The sequence below is a fragment of the Verrucomicrobiota bacterium genome (assembly GCA_027622555.1).
Taxonomy (GTDB): domain Bacteria; phylum Verrucomicrobiota; class Verrucomicrobiia; order Opitutales; family UBA2995; genus UBA2995.
On the sequence record JAQBYJ010000049.1, the window covers coordinates 15943 to 40993 of the forward strand.

The 25051-nt window shown below is 48.8% G+C and carries 26 protein-coding genes and 1 pseudogene; 7 read left to right on the top strand and 20 right to left on the bottom strand.

The window, feature by feature from the left end:
• Position 1: 1 nt before the first annotated feature.
• On the top strand, positions 2-298 hold the full coding sequence (locus O3C43_13640; protein ID MDA1067535.1) for a hypothetical protein: 297 nt from the start codon (positions 2-4) through the stop codon (positions 296-298).
• On the opposite strand, the gene O3C43_13645 is transcribed toward O3C43_13640, so the two are convergent.
• From O3C43_13645 to nuoB, 16 genes are all read right to left on the bottom strand, one after another.
• Complete coding sequence (locus O3C43_13645) at positions 295-1062, bottom strand: endonuclease/exonuclease/phosphatase family protein (protein ID MDA1067536.1); 768 nt, start codon at positions 1060-1062, stop codon at positions 295-297. The two genes, O3C43_13640 and O3C43_13645, sit on opposite strands and share 4 nt — an antisense overlap.
• A 44-nt stretch (positions 1063-1106) precedes the next feature.
• Entirely contained in the window at positions 1107-1517 is a 411-nt protein-coding gene (locus O3C43_13650; GenBank protein ID MDA1067537.1) for a hypothetical protein, read from the bottom strand.
• A gap of 7 nt (positions 1518-1524) precedes the next feature.
• Positions 1525-2871, bottom strand: coding sequence for an FAD-dependent thymidylate synthase (locus O3C43_13655; GenBank protein ID MDA1067538.1), 1347 nt, complete (start codon positions 2869-2871; stop codon positions 1525-1527).
• 92 nt (positions 2872-2963) lie between these two features.
• A complete protein-coding gene (locus O3C43_13660; protein ID MDA1067539.1) occupies positions 2964-4481 on the bottom strand; it encodes an NADH-quinone oxidoreductase subunit N in 1518 nt (505 codons plus the stop codon).
• Positions 4482-4488: 7 nt separating this feature from the next.
• Entirely contained in the window at positions 4489-6081 is a 1593-nt protein-coding gene (locus tag O3C43_13665; protein ID MDA1067540.1) for an NADH-quinone oxidoreductase subunit M, read from the bottom strand.
• 8 nt (positions 6082-6089) lie between these two features.
• Complete coding sequence (nuoL, locus tag O3C43_13670) at positions 6090-8000, bottom strand: NADH-quinone oxidoreductase subunit L (GenBank protein MDA1067541.1); 1911 nt, start codon at positions 7998-8000, stop codon at positions 6090-6092.
• A gap of 1 nt (position 8001) precedes the next feature.
• Positions 8002-8307, bottom strand: a complete 306-nt coding sequence (nuoK, locus tag O3C43_13675; protein MDA1067542.1) for an NADH-quinone oxidoreductase subunit NuoK — start codon at positions 8305-8307, stop codon at positions 8002-8004.
• Positions 8304-8825, bottom strand: a complete 522-nt coding sequence (locus tag O3C43_13680; protein ID MDA1067543.1) for an NADH-quinone oxidoreductase subunit J — start codon at positions 8823-8825, stop codon at positions 8304-8306. The genes nuoK and O3C43_13680 overlap by 4 nt, the downstream gene beginning before the upstream one ends.
• A 31-nt stretch (positions 8826-8856) precedes the next feature.
• Positions 8857-9396: an NADH-quinone oxidoreductase subunit I gene (locus tag O3C43_13685; protein ID MDA1067544.1), complete on the bottom strand. Its 540-nt coding sequence runs from the start codon at positions 9394-9396 to the stop codon at positions 8857-8859.
• An 11-nt stretch (positions 9397-9407) separates the two neighbouring features.
• Positions 9408-10499 carry an NADH-quinone oxidoreductase subunit H gene (locus tag O3C43_13690; protein ID MDA1067545.1) on the bottom strand — a complete coding sequence of 364 codons (1092 nt, stop codon included), beginning with the start codon at positions 10497-10499 and terminating at the stop codon, positions 9408-9410.
• A 5-nt stretch (positions 10500-10504) separates the two neighbouring features.
• A complete protein-coding gene (locus O3C43_13695; GenBank protein MDA1067546.1) occupies positions 10505-12184 on the bottom strand; it encodes a 2Fe-2S iron-sulfur cluster-binding protein in 1680 nt (559 codons plus the stop codon).
• Positions 12181-13518 carry an NADH-quinone oxidoreductase subunit NuoF gene (gene nuoF, locus O3C43_13700; protein MDA1067547.1) on the bottom strand — a complete coding sequence of 446 codons (1338 nt, stop codon included), beginning with the start codon at positions 13516-13518 and terminating at the stop codon, positions 12181-12183. The genes O3C43_13695 and nuoF overlap by 4 nt, the downstream gene beginning before the upstream one ends.
• 9 nt (positions 13519-13527) lie before the next feature.
• Positions 13528-14031, bottom strand: coding sequence for an NADH-quinone oxidoreductase subunit NuoE (gene nuoE / locus O3C43_13705; protein MDA1067548.1), 504 nt, complete (start codon positions 14029-14031; stop codon positions 13528-13530).
• Complete coding sequence (gene nuoD, locus O3C43_13710; protein ID MDA1067549.1) at positions 14028-15263, bottom strand: NADH dehydrogenase (quinone) subunit D; 1236 nt, start codon at positions 15261-15263, stop codon at positions 14028-14030. The genes nuoE and nuoD overlap by 4 nt, the downstream gene beginning before the upstream one ends.
• A 2-nt stretch (positions 15264-15265) precedes the next feature.
• On the bottom strand, positions 15266-15877 hold the full coding sequence (locus O3C43_13715; GenBank protein ID MDA1067550.1) for an NADH-quinone oxidoreductase subunit C: 612 nt from the start codon (positions 15875-15877) through the stop codon (positions 15266-15268).
• A complete protein-coding gene (gene nuoB / locus O3C43_13720) occupies positions 15877-16386 on the bottom strand; it encodes an NADH-quinone oxidoreductase subunit NuoB (protein ID MDA1067551.1) in 510 nt (169 codons plus the stop codon). The genes O3C43_13715 and nuoB overlap by 1 nt, the downstream gene beginning before the upstream one ends.
• Before the next feature lie 211 nt (positions 16387-16597).
• On the opposite strand from nuoB, the gene O3C43_13725 reads away from it, so the two are divergent.
• A complete protein-coding gene (locus tag O3C43_13725; protein MDA1067552.1) occupies positions 16598-18196 on the top strand; it encodes a sulfatase in 1599 nt (532 codons plus the stop codon).
• Positions 18197-18250: 54 nt separating this feature from the next.
• Here O3C43_13725 and O3C43_13730 read toward each other — a convergent pair whose 3' ends face one another.
• The gene (locus O3C43_13730) at positions 18251-19051 is read right to left on the bottom strand and encodes a hypothetical protein (GenBank protein MDA1067553.1); all 801 of its coding nucleotides are present in this window, start codon (positions 19049-19051) and stop codon (positions 18251-18253) included.
• A 505-nt stretch (positions 19052-19556) separates the two neighbouring features.
• On the opposite strand from O3C43_13730, the pseudogene O3C43_13735 reads away from it, so the two are divergent.
• The 4 genes and pseudogenes from O3C43_13735 (at position 19557) to O3C43_13750 (ending at position 21319) form a co-directional block, all read left to right on the top strand.
• Positions 19557-19676, top strand: a pseudogene (locus O3C43_13735) (plasmid maintenance system killer family protein).
• Positions 19677-19730: 54 nt separating this feature from the next.
• Positions 19731-20042: a HigA family addiction module antitoxin gene (locus O3C43_13740; protein ID MDA1067554.1), complete on the top strand. Its 312-nt coding sequence runs from the start codon at positions 19731-19733 to the stop codon at positions 20040-20042.
• A 144-nt stretch (positions 20043-20186) separates the two neighbouring features.
• On the top strand, positions 20187-21044 hold the full coding sequence (locus tag O3C43_13745; GenBank protein MDA1067555.1) for a crotonase/enoyl-CoA hydratase family protein: 858 nt from the start codon (positions 20187-20189) through the stop codon (positions 21042-21044).
• 59 nt (positions 21045-21103) lie between these two features.
• A complete protein-coding gene (locus tag O3C43_13750; protein ID MDA1067556.1) occupies positions 21104-21319 on the top strand; it encodes a hypothetical protein in 216 nt (71 codons plus the stop codon).
• A gap of 168 nt (positions 21320-21487) precedes the next feature.
• On the opposite strand, the gene O3C43_13755 is transcribed toward O3C43_13750, so the two are convergent.
• Positions 21488-22675 (bottom strand): serine hydrolase, encoded by a 1188-nt coding sequence (locus O3C43_13755; GenBank protein MDA1067557.1) that lies wholly within the window; start codon positions 22673-22675, stop codon positions 21488-21490.
• A 219-nt stretch (positions 22676-22894) separates the two neighbouring features.
• Positions 22895-23791 (bottom strand): DMT family transporter, encoded by an 897-nt coding sequence (locus O3C43_13760; protein MDA1067558.1) that lies wholly within the window; start codon positions 23789-23791, stop codon positions 22895-22897.
• 168 nt (positions 23792-23959) lie between these two features.
• Between O3C43_13760 and O3C43_13765 the strand changes: the two genes are divergently transcribed.
• Positions 23960-24418 carry a nuclear transport factor 2 family protein gene (locus O3C43_13765; protein ID MDA1067559.1) on the top strand — a complete coding sequence of 153 codons (459 nt, stop codon included), beginning with the start codon at positions 23960-23962 and terminating at the stop codon, positions 24416-24418.
• Between the two features lie 115 nt (positions 24419-24533).
• On the opposite strand, the gene O3C43_13770 is transcribed toward O3C43_13765, so the two are convergent.
• Positions 24534-24914 carry a DUF2384 domain-containing protein gene (locus tag O3C43_13770; GenBank protein ID MDA1067560.1) on the bottom strand — a complete coding sequence of 127 codons (381 nt, stop codon included), beginning with the start codon at positions 24912-24914 and terminating at the stop codon, positions 24534-24536.
• Positions 24915-25051: the final 137 nt, after the last annotated feature.

The window sequence follows — 25051 nt, forward strand, 5'->3', positions numbered from 1 at the left end:
TATGAAATCTGCCTACGAACTTGCAATGGATCGGTTGAAAACCGCCAGTCCTGATGAAAACACTCCGCTCACCGATGCTCAAAAAGAGGAATTAGCTGATCTGGACAACAAGTATACAGCAAAGATTGCGGAGAAGAAAATCGCTGCTAAACAACGGATTTCTGAAGCATCGATCAAACGTGACTATAAAGCGATTACTCTGGCGGAAAAAGAGCTGGCAATTGACATTGGACGAATTGAATCAGATAGAGAATCGGCCAAAGACCGAGTTCGCCAAGGTAAACAACATGGCGTCTAATATTTGAATTCCGCCACCAACATGTGATGATCTGAAGCGGTTACTTCGTCGACTGTTCCACCCTTAAGGATCAATTCGTCATTATAAAAGATATGGTCGAGTACATGGGGCATACGTTTCCAGGTGACCGTATCTTTTTGCACAGTGTGCAATCCCGCATTTTCATAGTGGGCGACTAGTCCTTCGCTGGCTACCGAATTGAAATCGCCGGCCAGCACCATAGGACCTTCAATCGCCATAGCTTCTTTCAATACAATATTTCGTTGCTCTGGATAATCATCGCTTGAAGCGTTGATCATAAAATAGGCCTGCAAATGGGTATTGAGAAATGTCACAATTCGACCTTCAATCTCAATATCTGCAACAAGTAACACTCTATCAGTTGGAGTAGTATTCTTACCATCAAACTCAAAAATAACCGGGGCACCTGGCAGGTTGATCGTTCGAGTATTCATAATCGGATACTTTGAAAAAATGCCTAACCCAATCCCAAATGGTAATTCACGCGCATCTTCAGGAGGATATGCAAAAGCACTATGATATCCTTCCAATTTACTTTGAAGATAAGTGAAATTATCCGGAGGTTGCTTTTGCACACCACCTGGCAGGGCCTGTTCGACTTCCTGAAGGATCACAATATCTCCGTCATAAAGATTCAACAAACGAGCGGTTGCTTCGATGTCGACGGGGGAATTGTCAGGATCAGAGGAATCCCACAATTGACCAAACTGCATATTGAACTGTAGTAGCCGAAACGAACCCATGAATAAATCTAAGTGATACTATTAGAAGCTTTTGTGATTGAAGTCTAGGGGGAACTCGAGTTCCGAAGATAATTAAATCGATTAAAGTTCTTAAGTGCCAATGGGCTTCGAATACGCTCAAAATCTTTACTTTTTTCATACAGTTTCACCGCATTTCCGGGTTGCCACTCCTTAAATTCGAAAAAAGTTTGTTCGCGCGATGGATATCGAACGGGGAAGGACACGAGATTAAAGTCTTGAGATTGATTCGCCGGATTCAAAATGGTTTTTACTGGATTTATCCAAGATCGGTAAAGCCCGGAAGCTGGTGTAGCAGGAATGGTATTTAGATTATTAACTGTTTTATCAATCACCAGTTTCTGTTCCTGATAAAGCTTCGGACTTCCCGGATCAACCGGCTCGATACCAACTAATGGTATTGAAATCAGTAGTAATCCTATCAGTAGCAATTTCATGAATACTCTATTCAGGCTCAGCAGTGCCCTCCGTAATAAACGGTTTGGATTCGGGAACCAATTCCCAAAACTTATGCAGCGCCTTGCTTAGGTGTTCAGCATAACGAAAGTGCGCACCCATTCCTGTTCTGAGTTCGGCTTCGTAGACAAATTTATCAGCATGAGTGCTATGCTCGAAAGGCGTCTGAGACCCCAAGAGAAGACCGTAAACATAAGCGGGTGATTTTAATTCCATCAATGTTTTCAATAACGCTTTTTGACGAATCAACAGTTCCTGATGCGGAGCAGGATCAACTTCAGGCGGTAAATAGAAACCATTTTGTATCATGGGTGTAAATCGATGACCGGTCCGGTGACGGTTCAAATCACGTAACTCGGCGATCGCCATGTTATTCCAGGCAAATGAAACGCGCATGCGGCGAATCGAATAACCACATCGACCGTAACGATTCGCCCGGTGCCCCAGAGCGTCTTTCATCGACTGGGTATCGGGGAGAAAGTCAGGAACCTCGTTATCAACTTTCACCCAAACTTCGTCAGCAAGATTGTCTGTCGAAAGCGTTTCCAATCCCAACTTCAAACTGTAATCAAATTCCTGGCGAGCTTGAGCCTCATAAGAATATTCCGACTTACTATGTTTCACCAACCTTGGAGAAAATTTAGTTAACTCCTCCCGGATGGCATTAGCGCAAGCGTGGGCTTCGATTTGAGGCAGCGATTCGAGGTGCTTGATTGCTTCAGTCCACATTCTTGAACTCATAACCAGAGCCATACTCGTCTTGCAAGCAAAGGGCATAAAGTAGCGAGCTCGATCGAGAGCGTAGTTCTTGCGAATTCGTTTTATTACAAGCGGATTCGCATTTTCCGGATAACGGATTAACTCGGGATTCTCAGTCGCCAATACATCCAAGCGATCGTACTCGGCCTGATAAGCCCGGAAGCTTTCGAGCATGATTGATTTCCATTCACCAGCCAGGCCTGCTGGAACACCCACATCTTCAGGCTCCAGTAGGCTGCTCTCGTCCATGCTGATGTACCGCGTGCTGGATTCCTGCCCATCACCCATCTGAGCGATTTCAAATAATTTATAAGCCAACCACATGGACACGTCATCGATCGCCATAGCGATTCCACCAGTCAGGCCCGCAATAGAAGCGTGACCATAATCAACGAACTTCAAAATACGGTCGATCGATGCATCCGCTTCATTAAGATCAACCTTTTCAAGGATTTTTTCCAAACCAATATTTGACCTCGAATAACGCGCCAATACGGAGGCAAGTAGCTCTGGTGTTAACTTGGGATTGTCTTTGGCGGCGTCGGGGGAGACCAGTGCGATTCCGGTTACATTCATAGGTTTTTTTGAAGCCTAGAACTTTGCAATTCAAGGGCGAGGAAAAATCCAAAACCCGGCCCTCTTTTTGATGAAAATAAAAAATGCCAGCCTCAACCACCGATTAAGGAGCTGAGTGGACCTTGGTAAAATCCAAGCAACAGGGTTAGTAGTGCGAGCCCACCCAAAGTCAATTTGGCAAGATTGGAAACATCCGGCCAATCGCGAAGAGCTTCAGCTTCCTCGCCATCCAAAACGGGTAGTTTCCAAAACCGGAAGGTCGCTTCCTTAATCCAACCAAAATAATAATAGATCGAAATTACCACACCAACAATTGCCACTCCAAGTAAACTGTACAATCCAGCTTGGAAGGCTGCGTAGAATAGGAGCAGTTTCCCAATGAATCCCGCGAGCGGAGGAATACCAGCCAGAGAACCCAGCCCGAGCACCAGTACGCCTGAAAGAAAAGGTCTTTCTTCCAACAGGTCCTGGTAGTCACTAAGCTGTTGAATGTCATCTTTTCCTTTACTTGAAAGATGAGCCATTACTCCAAATACCGCGTAGGAGGCCAACAGGTAGGTGATAAGGTAAAACACCACAGCATTTTGAGCTGCCGGAATCGTGAACATTGCGACAATTCCCATCAGCAAGTACCCCGCATGCGAAACTCCCGATAAACCGATGAGTCGCTTCACGTTTCTCTGGGTCAACGCGGCGATATTTCCAAAAAGTATGGTGGCGATAGCCATGACGCTAAGCACAGGAACCAATAACTGAGCCATCGGCTTGAACGGTCCGGTAACCAAAACGATAAGGATGGCAAATCCTCCGGCTTTCGAAGTAACGGCCAAGGCCGCAGTTACGGGGGTGGGTGCGCCTTGATAAACATCGGGAATCCAAATCTGAAACGGCACGGATCCAATTTTGAATGCGATACCGGCAAAAACCATAAGCACTCCGGTCTTCACAATTAGATTGTCACTATTGAGTCCAAGAAACAATTGGAGGTCAGAAAACTTCAAAGCTTCTCCAGACATTCCAGCCAATCCCGGAGTACTGGCGATGCCATAAATCAGCACAATACCCATAAGGAGTATCGCGGTGCTGAATCCACCCATAATCAAATACTTCAAGCCCGCTTCCAAACTATTGGAGCGATCGCGATTATAACTCACCAAAACATAGAAACCGATCGTCACAGTTTCCAACGCAACAAACAGCATGACGAAATGATTACTCTGAGCCAACAGCATGATCGCGGAGGTCACCAATAGCAGGATGGCGTAAAACTCCGTTCCAGGAAGCCCGTGCTTTCTCAGAAAAATAGATCCGAGAAATGAGGTGAGAATCGAACTGGTTAAAAAGAACAGCCGCATCACCTGGCCAAATTCCGAGTGATAGAGCATTCCGGAAAATGTTTCCTGATTGAGGATTCCCAGATTGTCACTCAACACCGTCAATCCCAAGCCTAACAATACAAGCTGACCAACAACCGCAACTTTGCCGACCAGGTCTTTTCCTTTTTCGCCGCCGAACATATCGATCAACAAAAGAGATAAAGCCAGTACCACTAAAATAATCTCCGGGAGAATAGCACTCCACGTATTAGTATCTATATAATCTCCAGTCATATTCGTGCTATTTGGCCGAGGGTTCGATAGATTGCGCCAATTCCAACGCAGACTTCGCAGGCTCTTCGATGGCCAGTTGTTTCAACTCCGAATTGATGGATAAAAAATTATCCTCAAGGCTGGTGTTCATGTTGTCCGTCATCATCCGCGGAAAAAGACCGATAACCACAAGTGTTATAAGTAATAGTAAAGTAGGAATTTTTTCAGCCGTGGAAATATCCTTGATCGAATTTTCCTTAAGATGCTTTTCAAACACTTCAGAAGGTGAGCCAAAGAAGATGCGACCAATCGCGCGCAGTCCATAAACCGCTGAAATAATCACACCCAAAACGGCAATGGCAGTGATCGGTCTACTGAATTCCCAAAGCGCCGTGAATACGGTAAACTCCCCAAAGAAATTCAAAAGTCCGGGTCCTGGCAGACCGATACTCGCGAAAACAGCGGCTGAAAATAGTGCTGCCAAAGCCGGTGCATGTTTTACCAAACCACCCATGTCGTGCATGTCGTAGGTCTCCGTTCGTTTATACACAACATGCCCGAGTAGGAACAGCAACGCCACGGTTAATCCATGAGCAACCATGGTAATGATTACGCCCGCAGATCCGAGAACAGACATACAGGCAATTCCCAGGAAACAATAGCCCATGTGCATAACCGAGCTGAATCCAACCATTTCCTTCAGGTCTCGTTGAGCGATAGTGATTAGGCCGATAATCAAAACACTTCCAAGTGCCAGCCAGGCAAGGACCATGCTCCAGTGATTTGCTCCCAATGGAACGAGTGGTAATGCCACCTGGATAAATCCATACAGTCCAAATTTCTTTAAGACTCCCGCATGTAACATGGCCACAGAGGTAGGTGCCGATGCGTATCCACGGGGTGCCCAGGAATGAAAGGGGAACAAGGAAACAAGAATTCCGAATCCAAAGAGTAGCAGTCCGAAAATTATTGTCTGCGCTCCACCGTCGATGGGCGAAGCCAGCACCGCAGCTTTGAGCGAGATAATGTCAAAAGACTCAGCTCCGCTTTGAAAATAAATCGCGAGCAAGCCGAGCAAGGAAAGCATAGCTCCCAAAGTCAGATATATCGTCATCTCCATCGCAGCAGAGTGACGATCCCTTCCACCCCATACTCCGATACAAATAAAGGTAGGTATCAAAGCAAGCTCGTGGAAAAAGTAGAAAAAGAAAATATCAACCGAAGCAAAAACGCCCATCAATCCAGCCTGCATGAAAAGAATCAACATCAGGTACTGTTGCAGGCGTTCAGCTCCACTCTGCATCGCATAAATTCCAGCAGCCAGGCCAACGATTCCAGCCAGGAAAAACAAAGGAACGGAAATCCCATTTAATCCGAGTTTCAATGTAATGCCCAAGGCTTCAAGTCCGGTCGGCAAGGTCATCAGGTAATCGTAACCGGAGGCATCAGTTGGAACAAAATTCACCCAAAGAATCAAAGCACCCAGGGCAGGGAAACAAAACCCAAGCGTTGCCAGAAATTGCGTTACGCTCTTCGGCAATTTTCCAAAGCCAAGTAAAATGATAGCAATTACCAAAGGAACCAGGATGGTGCTGAGAAGAAGTATGGAATAATTGTTCATGCGCTCTCCTAGAATGTTATGGTTCCAAATGCGATGGCGCCCAGCACCAACACGCCAATGGCGAACCAGTAAGCATAGCCCCCCAGATTACCTGTATGCATCGATCGTGAAATGATTCCAAACAAACCTACAATTCCTGCGGTGCCCCGAACCATGAGTCCGGAAATAAACAGTTGATCCAGAAAACTCAGAATCAAAGAGACGCGATCCTGAACTTTTTCAACATACCAATCGTAAACGGCATCAAAGTATAATCGTTTGCCCAACGCTTTAAACAAGACCGGCGCGCCTGACTCCAGGGTATCTGTTTCTTTATTCGGACTCCAAATCAACCAGGCCAGAATGATTCCTCCGACTGAGAAAAGTGTCCCCGTTATTATCATCAAGGTCTTAAACGATCCTTCCGCCATATGGATGGAATGAAACACTCCATCGAAACTATGACCATAAATCCCTGTGTACCCACCGATCACAGACAGCACAGCGAGAATCACTAACGGAATGACCATGGCAGGCCCGCTTTCCTTCGCATGGGCCGCATGATCCGAGCGGGCTTTTCCGAAAAACGTAACCACGAACAATCGCCCCATGTAGAGACCGGTAAGAGCTGCAGTTCCCAAAAGAATATAAAAAGGAACTGAACTGCCTCCATGTGCCGAGGCTGAATGCGCCAGATGTAGAATAGTATCCTTACTAAAGAATCCGGCGAGGAATGGAAATCCACCAATCGCCAATACACCTATCGTAAAAGTCGCAAAGGTAAGTTTCATTTTTCCCGATAATCCACCCATTTTATAAATATTCTGCTCATGGTGGCAGGCGTGGATGATTGATCCTGAGTTGAGAAAGAGTAAGGCCTTAAAAAATGCGTGCGTCGTCAGGTGAAACATGGCGACGGCCGCCCCAACTGCTAAACCTGCTTCGACGCCGTGTCCGGTCGACTCCGCGTATCGGCCTAATCCAAGTGCAGCCACCATATAGCCGAGCTGTGAGAGAGTCGAAAACGCCAGCACTTTCTTGATATCGTTCTGTCCAAAAGCGACGATGGCGGCGAAGAGGGCAGTAATGGTTCCGATCCACATCACCACATTCAAGACTTCGTCCGTCATCAGGAAATAGACGCGAGCGGTAAAATAGATACCTGCCGCTACCATCGTTGCGGCGTGGATCAGAGCAGAGATCGGTGTCGGACCTTCCATCGCATCGGGCAACCACACATGCAAAGGCATTTGTGCGGATTTGCCCAAGACGCCGCAAAAAAGTAACAGCCCCATTCCGGTTGAAAGCAGACCCGGACTCAACGCTGCTTTGGCTTCGAGCTCAACCAGGTTGAAGGTGCCGAACTGCCAGTATACAAACACAATCCCCAAGAGAAAACCGAAGTCCCCTACCCGATTAACGATAAACGCTTTCTTGGAAGCCGCCACCGCCGCCGGCTTATCAAAATAGTGATTGATCAACACGTAAGAGCTAAATCCAACCAGCTCCCAAAAGATAAAAATCATAACCAGGTTATCAGCCAGCACGATTCCCAACATGGAAAACATGAAGATGGATAAACCAGCAAAGAAACGTGCCTTGCTCGGGTCCTCCTTCATATATCCGAGACTGAATACCTGAACCAGAAGACCGACAATGATCAGAACCAAAAGCATCAATGCCGACAAGTCGTTGAATAACACTCCAAAGTTCAAGTCGAACGCGCGACCTTCCGAACCACCGAGTGATAACCAGGACACAGACCAGGCCGTCCGTTCCGAAGCAAAAATCAAGTAGAGTCCGAGTCCAGAGAATACGGTTGCGGAAATCACGGAAAACACAGCTGCCAGCGTGTGCTTCTTTCTCATCAAGCAGGCAATCATACCAGCTGTTACCAGAGGCAACAGGAACAAAAGTTTATAAATGAGCGCTGAGTCCATACTAGTTCTTTAACGCATTGAGTTCCTGAACATAAACGGTTTGTCGTTTACGGAATAGCGCTACAATAATGGCCAGTCCAACCGCCACTTCAGCCGCAGCAACTGTGATGATAAAAAAGACCAGGAGATTGCCGTCCATGGAACCGTTGTAACGTGAGAATGAAACCAAAGCCAGGTTTACGCCATTGAGCATCATTTCCAAACACATGAAGATGATAAGCGTGTTGCGCCTCACCAGAATTCCTACAAATCCGATCGTGAACAAAATACCACTCACCACTAAAAATTCATTAAGGCCGATTGTCATACCGTTCCCTTTCTGGCTGCCGCGGTGCGCTTACTAATAAAGATGACACCCAACATGGCGATAAGGAGAAGAATGCCCGCCACCTGGAAAGGCAGCATGTAGGTAGTGAATAGTTCTTCACCGAACAGTCTGGTAGTGGCGCCGACGGGCTCAACTTCACCGAGAGTAGCCATGGTAAAATTGTCGCCCCGTTTGAAAAGCTTGAGCACGCCAAGTATCATAAGGAGTCCGGCTATCGCTCCGGCTGCGATGGTTATATAATTTGGCCTTACCTTTGTCGCAGCATCCACATTCAGAAGCATGATGATAAACAGGAACAGCACGATCACCGCACCGGCGTAAACGGCCAGCTGAACCGCAGCCAGAAAATAGGCCCCCAACAAAATAAATAGAGAAGCGGTTCCCACAAAGGACACGATCAACAACATGGCTGCATTTACCGGGTTGTTACTGAAAACAACCGAGGCAGCGCCAAGAAGCGTAATCAAAGCAAATAGGTAAAATAAGAAATCAACCATGCTTTATAAGTGAGTGAATAGGTAGATGGTATTAATGCGGGTTACCGGTTTCCTCCGCGTCCTTTTTCTTATCCCACTTGTAATGGGTGTCAGGCAAGGTTCCGCCAAGTTCGTAAAGTTTATCTTTTTGGTAAATGAGTTCCTCACGGGTGTAGCCCGAAACGGAAAAAGTATCCTGAAGCCAAATGGCTTCCTCCGGACAAACTTCCTGGCAGAGACCGCAGTAGATGCAGCGGAGCATATTAATCTCAAATTCCTGAGGACCTTTTTCCACGTGTGCGTTTTCGCTTTCCTCATCAATTTCACCCGGAGTAATCCGGATGGCTTTGGGTGGGCAGACAAATTCGCAAAGCTGGCAGGACACGCATTTTTCGCGACCATTGGGATCTTTCACCAAGGTTGGAACACCACGGTAGTTTTCAGGAATTTCCGGCCGTTCCTCTGGATACTGCAAGGTGATGGTCGGGCGAAACATGTTCTGGAAAGTAATCTTTAACCCAGAAGCGATTTGCGGAAGGTAGGTCTTCTCCGCGAGGGTCAGTGGTTTTCTTTCTATTTTTTTAATAGCCATATCAAACTCCTCTATTTTGGTGAATCCATGAACGCGAAAATAAGCGCGTACAGAATCAGGTTAATTACCGCCAGAGGCAACATCATGGTCCAACCAAGTTTCATAACCTGGTCATAACGGAAGCGTGGAAGGGTCCAGCGAATCCACATAAAGAAAAATACCATGAAGAATGTCTTACCCAGGAAGATGCCAACAGATAGCACCGCGCCCAACCATCCTTCGATAGCCATTGGGAAGCCAGGCAACCAATGCCAGCCTCCGAGAAACAGAACCGCGAAAATCCCGGAACCTACAATTATGTGAGCGTACTCGGCCGCAAAAAATAATCCAAATTTGAAGCTGCCGTACTCGGTATTGAATCCCGCCACCAGCTCGGACTCCGATTCCGGCATATCAAATGGCAGGCGATTGGTTTCTGCGAATAATGAAACAAGGAATAACAAAGCCGATGCTGGCATGAAGATAATTCCCCAGTAGTGTTCCTGGTTTTGAACAACAGCAAACAGACTCAGCCCACTATCCACTCCAGGTGCATTTGCCCACATGAATACTGGCAGAATGGAAAGCCCCATCGACAATTCGTAGGAGATCATCTGAGCAGACGAACGAATACCACCAAGAAAAGGATATTTACTGTTTGACGCCCAACCGGCCAGAATCATGCCGTAGACTCCAAGCGAGGAAACCGCAAAAACGAACAGAATACCAATATCCAGATCCGCCAGGACTAACGGAACAGCTATTCCATCGGTCATGATTTGCCCAATCGGCAGGACAGCCACAGTTGTAATGGCCGGGATCATTGCCGCGACTGGAGCGAGAAAAAAGTAGAACTTGTTTACATGATCCGGAACGGGATCTTCCTTAAGCAACAGTTTTAATCCATCGGCCACGGGTTGAAATAATCCAAGCCCCGTCAACAGCGGTCCGATAATCGGGATCGCCCCAATGATGGGAATCGAGGTGCGATTAGGTCCAACCCGACCCTGAATCCAGCTGGAAACTTTACGTTCACCAAGCACCGCCAGGTTGCTGATGGACAGCAATCCGACCGCCATAATGACTGCCTTCACAATTACCCAGATGATATCGATCAGATCCATTGGGTTTAAGCTTCTGCCTCCACGGTTTCGGCTGCAGGTGAGTAGTGAAGCGTTTTGCCTTCACTGAATTTCAGATGAGCAAAAGCGGAGCCATCCAATTGAAGACCTTCTGGAGAAAGCGTTCCAAACGACAGGTCGTTAAACATGCTCACTTCCTTGGAAAGTTCCGCCCAGATCTTGTTTACAGAATCCAAAGCGCCCGTGTCAGGTTCAATGTGATTTAACAATTGAGAAAGCGAAACCAGATCATTCACCACACCTGTAGGTCCAGGAACTGCCTCGAGGAATTTTTGTAAACGAAACTGCTGATTGATAAAAGTGCCTTGTTTTTCAAATACGCTTAAAGTCGGAAGCACAACTTCGGCTACCTCAGCAGTGGCATTGGAATGCGTACCAAAATAGATCACTTTCACTTTGGCCAATTGCTCGCTGCTGATCCCTGCTACCGTAAAATCTTCGTTGTAGACAACTACTGTATCCACTTCCCCGGTATCGATCTTTGAACCCAGTTCGTTCAGTGCTGTTTCCGGTAGGGATTCAATAAACCCTACGCTCAATGCACCACGTGTATTGGGGTTCGCGTCAGTGGAAATCAACAGATCATCGCCTTCCTGGGTGCGACCAACAATAAAATTGGCAACGCTCTTGGTTGCGCGACTGAGTCGGTTAAATAAATACAGCTCTTCTACACTGGATTTACCGGAACCAACAAACGCCAGTTTTTCACTTTCGAGTAAGGCCTGGACTTGCTGAACAGTGCCCGCCTCAGTCAGGCGATTCGCAGCTTCGACTTCTTTATAAAGAACACGTCCACTGTCTGACATCCAGGTGTCGTTTACTTCGTCATTACGACGCGGCGTGATTCGATAAATCTTTCCTTCGCGACTCGCGACCAGGGTATTAACACCCACACTGCTTTCGGTGCAAATACTGGGAGTTTCCTTCAGGAACCATACCCGCATTTTGAAACGGAAGTCCCGACTGGTCAGCGCACCCACCGGACAAATATCCACGGTGTTCAAAGAATAATTATTTTCCAGTTGTTTTCCGGGATAACAGGTAAGCGTTGAATAACTGCCACGGTCCACAAATCCCAGAACATCGTCTTTGGCCACTTCCTGTGAAAAACGAATACAACGTGAACAAAGCACACAACGCTCGTCATCCAACATCACACGTGGTCCTAAAACCGTGCGTTTCGGCTTAACAACTTTCTGTTCAATAAAACGGCTGTAACCTTTGCCATAATCGGTTGCAAATTCCTGCAGACGACATTCTCCGGCCTGGTCACAAATAGGGCAATCCAACGGGTGGTTGATGAGCAGAAACTCCATCACACCTTCACGGCACTTCTTCACCATTTCCGACTTGGTACGCACATGCATTCCAGGACTGGCTTTGGTGCCGCAAGCGATTGCCGGATTCGGGAAAAACATGATCTGCGGCGTCCCATCCTCATTGAGTAATGGGTCACCCGTTGCGCGATCCCGGCCCGGCATACCCATTTCAATCAGACACATCCGGCAATTTCCGGAAACGCTTAGCTTCGGGTGGTAACAGTAGTGCGGAATCTCCTGGCCAACGCTTGCTACAAGATCCACCAAATTCGTACCCGGCTTGCAGCGTACTTCCTCGTCATCGATGAAGACGCTGATCAATCCATCATCTTTTTGTCCTTCGCTCATTTCTCAATCAGCCTTTCATCGTACGATTTCATACCACAGGTGTTCGCTTTGGCGTTTGCCATGATTTCATCGCGAAATTTATCAATATAACTTTGAACCGGCCAGGTCGTGGAATAGCCCATGGGACAAACGGTTCGGCCACCAATGTTACCGGCCATGTCGTAAAGCAGATTCACGTCCTCCTCGCGAGCGCCTCCCGTGCACATACGCGCCGTAATTTTCTTACTCCAGAGTGAGCCTTCGCGACAAGGAGTGCACTGACCACAACTTTCGTGAGCATAAAACGCGGTGATGTTTGCGAGAGCCTCCGTAATATCCGTGCTGTCATCAAGGATCATCATCCCGGACGAACCGGACATGGAACCAGCGGCCATGATGCCGTCGTAATCAACGATGATTTCATCAAACGAAAATTTCTTTCCTACTCGATCCCTGAAGCTTTCTTCAGCGCCCAGGATTTTCATGGAACCACCACCGGGAATACAGGCCTTGAACTTACGTCCGGGGAGTGGTCCTCCACAAATGTCGTAAAGCAACTCCCGCATGCTCATGGGTTCAATTTCGTAGTAACCCGGCTTTTGAACCAGGCCACTCACGCACCAGATGCGCGTACCGGTATTTCCAGGACGACCGATAAGGGAATACTTGTAGGCACCCATATTCACGATGTGGACGACATTACAGAGTGTCTCCACATTGTTAACAATGGTTGGGCACTGATAGAGACCGAGCACCGCCGGGAAAAATGGGGGTTTAATACGTGGGTAAGGACGCTTGCCTTCGAGCGACTCGATAAGTCCCGTCTCTTCACCACAGATGTAAGCACCGGCGCCGCGGTGAACCACAATGTCGCAGGAGTAATCCGATCCCAGGATATTTTCTCCGACAAAATTCTTTTCCCGCGCTTCCTCAATCGCCTTCTCCAGGATCTTCGCACCGAGAGGCATTTCTTCCCGGATATAGATAAACGCAAGTTTCACATCGTTGGCAAAAGCAGAGATCATCATGCCTTCGATCAACTGATGGGGATCCTTGTGAACCAACTGGCGATCCTTGAAAGTGCCGGGCTCAGATTCGTCGCAATTGCAAATCAGGTAAATGGGTTTGCCACTCTTTCGATCAACCAGGCCCCATTTGACTCCACAGGAAAATCCGGCTCCTCCGCGACCTCGCAGCCCGGAATCTTTGACCTCCTCACGCAAGTCCTCAGGTTTCTCACCAAGCGACTTTTTAAGAGCTTCGTAACCTCCATGTTCGAGGTAGCTATCAATGCTCGGCGAGTAATAGTCCTCGTCGGCATGTTTCAGTAAAATTTTTCGTTCAACGGCTGCCATGATAATCTCCTACTCCGCTGCGGACACCCCCACACGAGCCCGTTTGTTAATTTCTTGAATCATTGGCTCAACCGTTCCGGCTTTGCTCAAGTTTTCGTATAAATCTTCATCGACCAAAACCACTGGTCCTGTTCCGCAAGCGGCGAGACATTCGCCATATTCGAGAGTCAGGGACCCGTCTTCCTTGGTGTGCCCCATCTTGCAATCGAGCGCTTTTTCCAACTCGTCACCCAGCTTGTAGGCACCCATCAACGCACATGAAAGCGTGCGGCATACCCGAACGTGAACCTTGCCCAACTTCTTTTGCCGATAATAAGGAAAGAAAGTAACCACCTCCAGAACGTTGATCGGCTGGAGCTCCAATTTTTCGGCCACCCACTCGATCGCTTCATTCGAGATATAACCCTGATCACTCTGAATAAAGTGCAGCAGCGGCATGACGGCACTGCGCTTTTCCGGATATTTGGGAATAGAGCCATCAATCTTTTGAAATGTTTCCTGGGATAAATTCATCGATCACACTCCCCCATCACAAAATCCAGACTTCCAAGAATTGAAACTACGTCGGAGAGCATGGCTCCCACACAAACTTTAGGTAGAATGCTCAAATTACAAAACGACGGACCACGGATTTTCATTCTATAAGGTACGCCTCCTCCTTTGGAGTGGATAAAAAATCCTAACGCTCCTTTGGGATTCTCCGCCTCAAAGTAAACCTCACCAGCCGGCATTTGAGGCCCTTGGGTCGTGATCATAAAATTCTGAATGAGCTCTTCCATACTGCTCATTACCTTGTCCTTGGTTGGCGGAAAAATCTTTTTCGCGTGTTCCGCAAAGTACGGGCCTTCAGGAATGGTTTTAATCACCTGCTCAACGATACGGGCACTCTGTCGAATTTCTTCCATCCTGACCAAATAGCGGTCATAACAATCTCCAACCGTTCCGACCGGAATGTCGAAATCATACTGTTCGTAACCCGAATAGGGCCGATCCTTGCGCAGGTCGACTGGAACTCCCGATCCACGAAGGTTCGGACCGGTTAATCCATAACTGATCGCATCTTCTTTTGAAATAACACCTACGTCTTTGGTGCGATCCACGAAGATACGGTTGCGGGTTAACAAGGCATCAACTTCGTCAATAATTGGAATGAGTTGAACCAGAAATTTTGAAACTTCCTCAAGCCAGTCTTTCGGCAGATCCCGTACAACACCACCTATTCTCGTAAAACTGGTCGTGAGCCGGGCTCCCGTCAGTTTTTCAAACAAGGTGTAGAGTTTTTCACGCTCGGTGAAGGTAAACATGAAAACCGTCAGTGCACCGGTATCCATGGCGTAGGCACCCAAGCCCAACAGGTGCGCCGATATTCTGGCCAATTCTGAAACTAAAACCCGAATCGCCTCGCAACGCGGTGGAACCTTAAGCTTGGCCAAATTCTCAACCGCAATGGCGTAGGCCACATTATTGGCAAGTGGCGCCAAATAATCCAAACGGTCAGTGTACGGCACAAACTGATTATAGGTCATGTTCTCGGCAATCTTTTCGTCCCCACGATGGAGGTAGCCGAGTTCAGGGTCGCACACCGTAACCACTTCACCATCGAGCTCCAGTTTGAGTCGGAGAACTCCGTGCGTACTGGGGTGGGATGGCCCCATACTCAGGGTCATCGTTTCAGTATCCAACTCGTGCTCGAAGTCGGACGAACGGGCCAAAACATCCCCAATTGAAATTTCTTTTGTAGCCATCTTTAGCGTTTCTCCTCTTCCTCGTTCCAGGATTGATCTGCTCCACGGGGCTCGTTCTTGCTCATCATGCCGACTTGCTGACTTGAGACAAATGGACCACCCGCCATCGGTGCAGGAATAACCGGCGTTCCGGTTTCTTCGCTCACTTCCAAATCAGGAAGATCGGTTTCGTGACCCGCGAGAGGAAATTCCTTGCGCAGGGGATGCCAGGGATAACTGTCCCACATCAAAATACGGCGCAGGTCAGGATGATTTTCAAACGAAACTCCAAACATGTCGTAGGCTTCGCGCTCATGCCAATTGGCGGCGTCCCAAAGGCTGGTAACAGAAGGCACGGACGGGTTTTCGTCGTCCAGAGCATCAACAACTATGCGGATATAATTGTGAGTCGTCGTAGAAAACAGATGATACACCGCGCTGAAACGGGGACTCTCTTTATCCCAATCAATACAGGTGGCATCGGACAACAGATCGAACCCGTGCTCCTCTTTCAAGCTGGTGGCGCAATCGAGCCATCGCTCAGCGGGACAATTTACGGCCGGGTGATCGGCGCTGTCACGTTGAGTTAGATAATTTTGGGAGTTTAAAAGCTTGGACAAAAAATCGTCGTCCATCAGGCGGATACGAGGTGTTTCGCGGACCGTTCAGTACCAATTTTCTTTTGAAGTTTTATGAGCGCATCCAACAATGCTTCCGGGCGTGGAGGACATCCACTCACATAGACATCGACCGGCAAAATCCGATCAACTCCCTGCATAGTCGCATAGGAACGATACATGCCTCCGGTTGAAGCACAGGCACCCATGGCAATTACCCATTTGGGTTCAGCCATCTGATCGTAGATACGTCTTACAGCAGGAGCCATCTTGTAGGTCACCGTCCCGGCCACGATCATGCAATCGGATTGACGGGGCGAAAAACGCATCACTTCGGCACCAAATCGACTGATATCGAAGCGGGAAGCACCCACAGCCATGAGCTCAATTCCACAGCAGGCAAGGCCCATAGGCATTGGCCAAATTGAATTCGAACGTACCCAGTTTATGACAGAATCGAGGCGGCTTGTTACAACTCCGCCTTCAACTTTGGAATTATAGGCTATTTCCTTGTCGGACTGACTCATATTAATAAGCGGGCTAAGTTAGTGGGCTCGTTCGAAAACGATCAAGGAAAATAGCCAGCTTTGCGCCAATTTAAAGCTGGGGTCGCGTTTTGTTTAAAATATCGCACTTTATGCAAATCCATGGTCTAACGCTTATCAGTGATAAAGCCTCGGGGATCGGCAAAAAATCAGCCATGCCCATTATTTCATGTTACCCTAAAAATAATTATCTATGAAACCAACCTCTTTTCTATTAGTACTCTTATTTGCCGCTGCCGGTAGTTTTGGTTTTGGCAACAGCCATTCCTCAAAGCGTCCCCTGAATGTTCTATTCATCGCCATAGACGATTTGAAACCGATCGGTTCGGTCTTCGCTGAGGACCCGGGAAACTTCCTCCAGCATATTTATCCTGACAAGAAGCTGCGTACCGAAGTGGCCAAACGGATGACCCCCAATATTCAGCGCCTGGCCGACCAGGGAATTACTTTCATGAATGCCTATTGCGCAGCGCCGGCCTGTAATCCCAGTCGCGCAGCATTGATGACCGGAATCCGCCCTCACAAATCAGGCCTGACCACCAATGCAGGCGGAACCTTCTTTCGGGAGTACGAATACGAAGGCGTCCGCTATTTGGCTGACGCGCAGACCATGCCCGAGTACCTGCGGAAACATGGCTGGTATGCGGCCTCAACCGGCAAGATTTTCCACAATCGTACTAGCGCTAAAGACTCCGACAACCCCCGATCCTGGACCGACTGGACCAATGTTTCAGGCGACGCCGGCGAACGGGTACCCTCCAAATGGAAAAGCGATGGCCTGGACTGGGGACAGGAAGGTGACGACCACACCAGCCTTACCCTGCTGGATGATTACCGGAAAGCAGACTTCATGGCCCGGGTGCTCGAAACAGGCCAGGCAAGTTTTGAAGGCACCACTTTTAAAGTGTCCGAAGATGAGCCCTTCTTTTTGGCCCTCGGAATTTTTAGACCGCACCTCCCCTATTATGCCACCAGGGATTTGCTGGATCTATTCCCGGCGAAGGAAATGACGGTCACCTACGATCTGCTTGAACTGTTTAAGCAGGACGCGGACGATGTTCCCGAGTACGCCTTCAAGTGGTCGGGGCTTTCAAGAGACAAAAAAGGGAAACCGGAATTGGGCAGAGACCGATTCACCGCCATGCTTGAACACGGGCTGAGCATCGATTCCGATCAAGGCGACCTCAAGGGCTGGAAAAACATGCTCACCCATTACTTCGCCAGCTGCGCGGTGGCTGACCGTGCAGTGGGACGCATTCTCGATGGATTGGAAAACAGCCCTTACGCCGACAACACCATGATTATTCTTTGGAGTGACCATGGCTATGCCCTGGGCGAAAAATTGCACATCTCCAAGTTTGCCCTTTGGGACGACGCAAACCAGGTGAACTTTTTTATCAAAGACCCGCGCAATCCTCAAAGTGCCGGGCAAATGTGTTTCCGGCCAGTGAGTCTGATCGACATCTATCCCACCGTCATGGCCATGGCTGGCCTGAAGTTGCCCGATGATCGCATCACTGGCCACGACCTCACTCCCTTACTCAAGGATCCCAAAGCAGCCTGGCATATCCCGGCCCAATCGACCTACGGTCAGGTTAACAACAACATGATCCGCACCGAGAGACACAAACTCATCCAGTACGAAGACGGCAGCCGCGAGATCTACGACATCCCCGCCGATCCGGAAGAATTTAACAACTTGGCCGGCAAGCCCTCCATCGCCAAAACAGAAGCCGCCCTGAAAAAACTCCACCGCATCGCCATTGAGGAAGGCGAATATCCAAACCGTTAAATTTCCAGTAGCGAAATAAGAGCCAACAAGTAGGTCCCTCTTTGCCGAGCACGGCTACTTGCCGTATTTGAATTCGATCCAAATTGCCCGTGGGTTTCCGGACACGACCTCCTCTTCGTGAGGTACTCGCATGGGTTCGGCCGGCGCGGAATTCCCTACTGGGGGAATGTCCTTTATGTCACGCACCGGTGTGGTCGTCTGTTCAGCCACTCCTCCTATGTAGCCCACATAGCGCAAACGCCCCGGGCCCGGCGGTTGGCCCCAGTCGCGGACGCGATGGTATCCCTCCTGAATGTAGACCCAGTAGGCGTCGGTGTAGTGAAGATGCATAGTCACTGGCCGGTTTGGCAACCAAGCCTGGTCCCACACGCCAATCCGCTCGTTTTCGAACAACTTGGTTGCGTCGAGACGCGGAAATCGTCCAGGGATGCCTTCGACCATGGGTGTCGTGCTGGGCGGAACATAGTCCTTGAGCTGGAAAACAATTTCACGGCTGGGGATGTCGCTGAGCCCCTCGTCCTGGACGACGGTGCCTTTCGACTCAAAGCGTACGGCACCGATACGCAGTTGCTGCATTTCATAGGAACCGTCCGGTCGCGTGAATTTGACTGCCCCTTCCGTCAAAACAACGGAGACCTGGTCGAGAGGAAGCCGGTACATGGGAGACGGCTTTCCTTTCTCGCGTTGCACTTCCCAGATCGTCACGCGTTCGTTGTCAGCGCGCACAAACGCTCCACTCCTGGGATAGGCCGGCACCGGAGACGCAGCCACCTGACCGAAGGCAACTGATGGAAGGACCGAAAGAACAGCAAGGACCGTGATTACCCATAGGAAATTGCCAGGGCGATTACGCATCCAGCTCGGTAAGATGATGTTCTTAAAGAATCGGTACAGCGGCGTGTGTTCCGGGGCATGGGTTGTCCGTCTGTGTTCGGGAGCAACGTGACGACAGGCGGTATAAAAAATGAAAACTGGATCCATAACTAGTAAGATCTGAAGATTGATTCAGAGCGAATGATGCGCATTTGCGACTAAATGCTTATAACCCTAAAAACGCTCAGGAAGTCAATTCTTTGGTCATCTTAAGGAGATAAGGGTTGTGATTCTTTCTGCGGGGAGGTTCGAGATATTTTTGCCTCTTTTTCTTCAAACTCATCTGAAACAGACCGCTCGGCGATCGGTCCCTACCCTGGATTTGTCTAACTTAGGTAGGGCGGTTTTGCCATACCGAGCCGAAGGCGACAGCGAAGCGAACAACAACCGCAGTCAGGGATTTACCCCGTAGAAAGAATCACACCCTCCCTTTTCTGCCACACCTAATTACGCTTGACGTAATTAGAGTAATTTCTAGTTTCCCTCAGTGATTGAATCGTTCGGAGATAAAGAGACTGAAAATGTCTTTGAAGGTCGTCGATCACGGAAATTGCCTTACGATATCCAACAACGAGCGCGCAGAAAACTTAGGATGATTGATCAAGCTGTAGGGAAACAGGGATTGCTCGCGAAGTATCGATAACCGATTATCATTAAACACATGGCTAAAACAGAGAAACTACCCTTGGTTACCCCTGGTGAAATTCTTCGAGAAGAATTTTTAATCCCCATGGGTCTCACTCAAATTCAGGTGGCACACGACTCAGGAATTCCGGCCTCCCGATTGACTGAGATTATTAAGGGGCGAAGGTCCATTACCGCTGAGACAGCACTTCGTTTATCGTCTTACTTTGGAACCACGCCAGGCTTTTGGCTTGGGTTGCAAACAGCTCATGACCTGGAGGTTGCCCAGCGCACCTATGGGCAAAGAATCAGATCCGCAGTTAACAGGCTCGTTGTAGCCGAAGATTGATATCCACCTTGTTATAAGTACCAATAATTGACATTTGACTCCCTTCGCAGAGGCCTTGCTCTGACCGAAGTTATGTAATAAAGGATGCAGTCAAAGAATGAAAACACCCTACCTTTAAGTTAACCTAGCTAGTATCCATTTACCATGAGCGAAACCGTCAGTTATCCCTGTTTTGAAGTTTCCATCGAAAATCAGATTGCACATATTCAGCTGAACCGTCCGGAAAAAAGAAACTGCATGTCACGGTCATTCTGGAATGACCTTCCTGCAGTGGTTAAGGATATCGATCACAATGCAAAAGCGCGGGTGATTGTTATTTCTTCAACGGGTCCTCACTTTACCGCCGGTCTGGACCTGAAGGAATTTGCCGTGACCGAAGGCGCTATCCTGGTCGATGAAAACACAAAAGACACCCAGGCCGCAGCAGATTTTTACAGCCATGTATCTCTGATGCAGGATAGTTTTACTACGCTGGAACAATGTCGCCTTCCCATATTGGCGGCAATCCAGGGCGGATGTATCGGAGGTGGTGTTGATTTCACAACAGCCTGCGATATTCGGTATGCCTGCGAGGGTGCCTTTTTCACCATCTATGAAATCAAAATCGCCATGACAGCCGATGTTGGAACATTTCCCAGAATTGTAAAACTACTGCCCGAAGGGATTGTTCGTGAACTTGCTTATACGGGTAGGCCTTTGCCGGCCGAGGAAGCGTTGAGTTTAGGTTTTGTAAACAAAGTTTTCCCGGATCAGGAATCGATGCTTGAGGGCGTAATGAAGATTGCTGAGGAAATTGCATCGAACGCGCCGCTGGCTGTTTACGGCTGCAAAAAGATGATCAACTATGCGCGTGATCACTCAACCGCGGACGGCTTGGACTATGTAGCAGTCTGGAATATGAGTATGCTGAAGAGCGAAGAAATGATCGAATCTCAAATGGCCAAGATGGAGAAACGTGCGGGGAAGTTTGTAGATTTGCCCGTTGTTAAGGATAAAATTTAAAACCGCCAATAGAGTCAGATAAGGGAATTGGATCGTCCCTTTGCTCCGTCCATATTTAAATGATTGTATGGTTGTCACTCGTTACAACCTTCGTCCTCTTTCCTGCGCCTCTACCCATTCCCAGATTCGGAACAGAACAAGAGTTTGTTTCCCTCGCTGTCGAGGAAGGCACCGATGGGATTGCCTCCGAAAACTTCCACCGGATCGGACACGGTGACGCCTCGTTCAATGAGCGCCTTTTGGGCGGCATAGGCATCATTATTCGCGACTCGTAAATCAAAAACCTACGGGTCGCGACTAAAAGTGCTCCTACAAATGGAGGGAGGTGAATTTTTCTTTAGTGAATCAGCCCAAAGAATTCTGTGCGAAAACGGAAGGTAGCTTCGCCCGAATAATGCTTAAACTTAGTGCCATCCAGGTCCGTCTCCATTTTCCAAGTTCACTCAATCAGCCATGCGGTTGGCTTCCATCGATTCAAGGATCTTTTCGAAAAGCGCGGGGGCGGTGGTCCGGCCAAGTGGGAAGCCACCGTTGGCCATGAATACCAGCCCCGTTTTTGCTTCCCTGGAAAACGTGAAGAAAGATGCGTATCCATCGATCCTTCCATTGTGCCCGATCATGGTATGCCCGTCCCTGTATCCTATATCCACCGACACACCCATACGATGTTGACCTTCCTGAAAATACACAGACGCCAGGTCGCGAATAACAGAGGCATTGATCGGCAGGCTAGCTGAATGAGATTCGTCCACGGCGAGCTGAAAGAGCCCCATCAATTTTGCCATGTCCTGCCCCGTGGAGTACATACCTCCGACCGGGGCGTAACCTTGCAGGTCGGGATCGACAGCCGGTTGAAAATGGGGGAAGTAGCCCGTTGTCTTCAGCTTAAGATCGATGTCGCGGGTGTGGAACCAGGTATGATGCATCTCGAGAGGATTAAGAATCTCAACCTGAATAAAGGCCTCGTATGGCAGTTCCTGCACGCGACTTACGACTTCCGCAAGGAGGAGTATGCCCACATTCGAATAGGCGTATTGATCGATTTTCGATGAGTCAGGAGACAAGGTTGCCGCGTTTTCGACAATCTCGGCCATGGTGGCCTGGGTAACCTCGTCGTCCCGCTCCCGCAAACCGGGCTTGTGCAGCAAGGGTAGGCCTCCGGTATGGGTGAAAAGCTGCTTCAAAGTCAGTTTCCCGACTTCTTTTTTCCGGAGATCATCAATATAGTTGGATACCGGAGCCTCATAATCTACGAGTCCCTGGTCCTTGCAGAGAGCCAGGGCGAGCCCGACGAAAAGCTTGCTTGTAGATCCCAGCCGAAATAACGAATCCTGCCTGACCGGTTGGCCCAACGCGGGATCGATCAGGTCGGCGGGTTGATTGACCAACGCCTCTACATTCGAAGCTTCACCATAGCCAAATGGACGGCAAACGACCAACTCCCCGTTTGCGACGATACCGATCACCCCGCCCGGCGCGTAATAAGTATCGGGAGTAAAGGCATTCTTGTCCCCCTGCATCAGTTTCAATTCAGAAAGAAACTCATCCGTAACCGCAATGAACGATTCCTCCTCTCGCTGAGTAGAACAGGATACAGCAAAAAGCAGTAGAAGAAGGACGGACCTCTTCATGATTCCTTCAAACTTTGAATTACCAAAAATCATGCAAAGAACCTATATCGCAGGAAACGATCAGGTAAATACCAGACTACCTTGTCCCCATCATCTTCCTCCTAATCTTCGTCTTCCTCCTCTTCGTCTTCCTCCTAATATTCCTCTTAATCTTAATCTTAATCCAACCCCTGAACTTTTCCAACCCCTGAACCTGTTAAACCTTAAAACCCTTATTTCCTAGTCTATCGTCGCAACGGCAGGCGGAGTCGAAGCATGCTTGCGTTCCCGCATTTCGCGATGTGAGATATAGGTGGCTGCTGTGATCACAATCACGCTGCCCAACACAACAAAGGGATCAATCGGTTCACTAAACAACATGACTCCCATCGCGGTTGCCCAAACCAATTGTAGAAAAGAAAGCGGTTGGGTCACCGTAATCGGCGCGGCGGCAAACGCTTTGGTCAAAGCGTAGTGACCAAAAGTTGCCAGCAAAGCGCTCAAAGACAACCAGCCAACTTCCGCGACGGTGGGCGGGCGCCATTGAAGGATCGCACCCGGTAACAAGGTCAAAGTGCATCCGACGGAGAGCAGGCCCACAATCATGGAGGGGTCTTCCCGTGCCGTCAGTTTTTTCGCAATAATGAACGATGCTGCGAATAGCGGGGCGGCGCTTAATTGTGCCAGTTGCCCAAGATTAACCTCCTCAAACCCAGGCCGGATAATAACCATCGCTCCGACAAAGCCAGCTACAACCCCGATGATCCGCCTGAGATGCAAACGCTCCCCCAGAAACATAGCCGCTCCAATCGTCACGAAAATGGGCGCTACATAACCAAGTGCGGTGACTTCAGCCATCGGGACACGCGCCATGGCAAAAAACCACAAGATGACGGCGACCCCGTGAATCAGGCTACGTCCTATATACAGTTGCAATGTTTTGCGTTCCGGTAGTCCCGTCCAGTTTCGCAAAATGATGGGCGCAATCATCAAGGTGCCAATTCCATATCTGATAAACGCGCCTTCAATGGCGGGCATATCTGACCCCAGGTAACGAATAACTCCGGTTACGCAGGCAAACATCAGGTTGGTCAACAGCATCCATAAGATGCCCTGACGAGTGTTACCTGGATTCACTCGCACTGGTTGTTAATAGCAGATTCAATGGGATCGATTCAGTTCGTGAAAAACCGTGTTTGCTTAATTGAACCTTAGCAAGCGGGGAATCAACCTGGCACCCTCCTTTTGTCGACCGTCACTATTTTCACTTGCGTTTCGTGGGACAATTGAAGCTGATCTCTCACCATGAAACTTACCCCAAAACTTACTCCGCTTACCTTTCTTCTAATCAGCCTGACGGTCTGTGCATTCGCTGACGCGAAGTCTGACCCCGCCATTGCTGCCGTCCTTGCCGCCAACGAGGCGCGAAACACAGCCCTCGTTTCTCACGACCTTAAAGCGCTGAATAAAATTCTCGCATCCGATTTCAATTACACCCACAGCAACAATTTTCAGGAGACCAAGGAATCGCATATCGGTTCACTAAAAGAAGGCCTGCGCTACACGAAATTCGAGACATCCGAATTGCGGGCCAACATCCTCACGCCCGATATCGTCACGCTCAATGGTTTCTTCGACCAGACCAAGGGCAAGGATGGCAATATGAAGTCAGGTAAATATCTCTTTATGGCGGTCTGGCGCCGAGCAGGAAATACCTGGCAACTAACCAGCTTTCAGTCTGCCCTTCCGCCACCCGTCAAATAAGGGATTTGGATCGACCTTTCCTTAACTTGTTTAGCCACCGGCGGACAAGAAAATCGCTAAGAAAACAATTAGCTATTCGGACCACCCCCTTTGGCGTCCCTTTTGGTCAGCCGTATCAGCTAAAGGCACCCATACGGATTTCATGAATCATCCTCCAAAGCCGATCACTTTCCCCTCGCTCAATCACCTGTAAGGGAGTCGAACCCTCAAATGCTTCATTCGGGGCCTTCAGCCACTCGCCCACATAGTTCGTTTCCATCTGGTCAGCCAGGGCATCGAACAAACGCACTAACTCTTTAAGTTGTTTTTGAGCGGCGGCACTGGGTTTATCTCCAGCCGCCCACTTGTCTACGGCACGCAGGGAATACCCGGTCAGACGGGTCAGATCAGGCCGGACGACCTTGTAGCGTCTGCAAAACTGTTTTACGTCAAAAGAGCTTGTTCCAGGAATTCCAAGCCCCTTGGCAGAAGTCGGTTTCTTTGATTTGGTTGCCATGAGTCAATTTTGATTATTCCATCAGCATGCACATGTGCATGTTATTTTGCAAGCCATTGTTCAAGCCATTGTTGAACGAAGCCGCTGTCGCGGCAGGTGGTGTTTTTGGGGTTCAAAACTGTGGGGTGGTAAAAGAC

Excerpts from the sequence above, each read along its gene's own strand:
- O3C43_13640 (MDA1067535.1), top strand. The coding sequence starts at position 2 with ATGAAATCTGCCTACGAACTTGCAATGGATCGGTTGAAAACCGCCAGT.
- O3C43_13645 (MDA1067536.1), bottom strand. The coding sequence starts at position 1,062 with ATGGGTTCGTTTCGGCTACTACAGTTCAATATGCAGTTTGGTCAATTG.
- O3C43_13650 (MDA1067537.1), bottom strand. The coding sequence starts at position 1,517 with ATGAAATTGCTACTGATAGGATTACTACTGATTTCAATACCATTAGTT.
- O3C43_13655 (MDA1067538.1), bottom strand. The coding sequence starts at position 2,871 with ATGAATGTAACCGGAATCGCACTGGTCTCCCCCGACGCCGCCAAAGAC.
- O3C43_13660 (MDA1067539.1), bottom strand. The coding sequence starts at position 4,481 with ATGACTGGAGATTATATAGATACTAATACGTGGAGTGCTATTCTCCCG.
- O3C43_13665 (MDA1067540.1), bottom strand. The coding sequence starts at position 6,081 with ATGAACAATTATTCCATACTTCTTCTCAGCACCATCCTGGTTCCTTTG.
- nuoL (MDA1067541.1), bottom strand. The coding sequence starts at position 8,000 with ATGGACTCAGCGCTCATTTATAAACTTTTGTTCCTGTTGCCTCTGGTA.
- nuoK (MDA1067542.1), bottom strand. The coding sequence starts at position 8,307 with ATGACAATCGGCCTTAATGAATTTTTAGTGGTGAGTGGTATTTTGTTC.
- O3C43_13680 (MDA1067543.1), bottom strand. The coding sequence starts at position 8,825 with ATGGTTGATTTCTTATTTTACCTATTTGCTTTGATTACGCTTCTTGGC.
- O3C43_13685 (MDA1067544.1), bottom strand. The coding sequence starts at position 9,396 with ATGGCTATTAAAAAAATAGAAAGAAAACCACTGACCCTCGCGGAGAAG.
- O3C43_13690 (MDA1067545.1), bottom strand. The coding sequence starts at position 10,499 with ATGGATCTGATCGATATCATCTGGGTAATTGTGAAGGCAGTCATTATG.
- O3C43_13695 (MDA1067546.1), bottom strand. The coding sequence starts at position 12,184 with ATGAGCGAAGGACAAAAAGATGATGGATTGATCAGCGTCTTCATCGAT.
- nuoF (MDA1067547.1), bottom strand. The coding sequence starts at position 13,518 with ATGGCAGCCGTTGAACGAAAAATTTTACTGAAACATGCCGACGAGGAC.
- nuoE (MDA1067548.1), bottom strand. The coding sequence starts at position 14,031 with ATGAATTTATCCCAGGAAACATTTCAAAAGATTGATGGCTCTATTCCC.
- nuoD (MDA1067549.1), bottom strand. The coding sequence starts at position 15,263 with ATGGCTACAAAAGAAATTTCAATTGGGGATGTTTTGGCCCGTTCGTCC.
- O3C43_13715 (MDA1067550.1), bottom strand. The coding sequence starts at position 15,877 with ATGGACGACGATTTTTTGTCCAAGCTTTTAAACTCCCAAAATTATCTA.
- nuoB (MDA1067551.1), bottom strand. The coding sequence starts at position 16,386 with ATGAGTCAGTCCGACAAGGAAATAGCCTATAATTCCAAAGTTGAAGGC.
- O3C43_13725 (MDA1067552.1), top strand. The coding sequence starts at position 16,598 with ATGAAACCAACCTCTTTTCTATTAGTACTCTTATTTGCCGCTGCCGGT.
- O3C43_13730 (MDA1067553.1), bottom strand. The coding sequence starts at position 19,051 with ATGCGTAATCGCCCTGGCAATTTCCTATGGGTAATCACGGTCCTTGCT.
- O3C43_13740 (MDA1067554.1), top strand. The coding sequence starts at position 19,731 with ATGGCTAAAACAGAGAAACTACCCTTGGTTACCCCTGGTGAAATTCTT.
- O3C43_13745 (MDA1067555.1), top strand. The coding sequence starts at position 20,187 with ATGAGCGAAACCGTCAGTTATCCCTGTTTTGAAGTTTCCATCGAAAAT.
- O3C43_13750 (MDA1067556.1), top strand. The coding sequence starts at position 21,104 with ATGATTGTATGGTTGTCACTCGTTACAACCTTCGTCCTCTTTCCTGCG.
- O3C43_13755 (MDA1067557.1), bottom strand. The coding sequence starts at position 22,675 with ATGAAGAGGTCCGTCCTTCTTCTACTGCTTTTTGCTGTATCCTGTTCT.
- O3C43_13765 (MDA1067559.1), top strand. The coding sequence starts at position 23,960 with ATGAAACTTACCCCAAAACTTACTCCGCTTACCTTTCTTCTAATCAGC.
- O3C43_13770 (MDA1067560.1), bottom strand. The coding sequence starts at position 24,914 with ATGGCAACCAAATCAAAGAAACCGACTTCTGCCAAGGGGCTTGGAATT.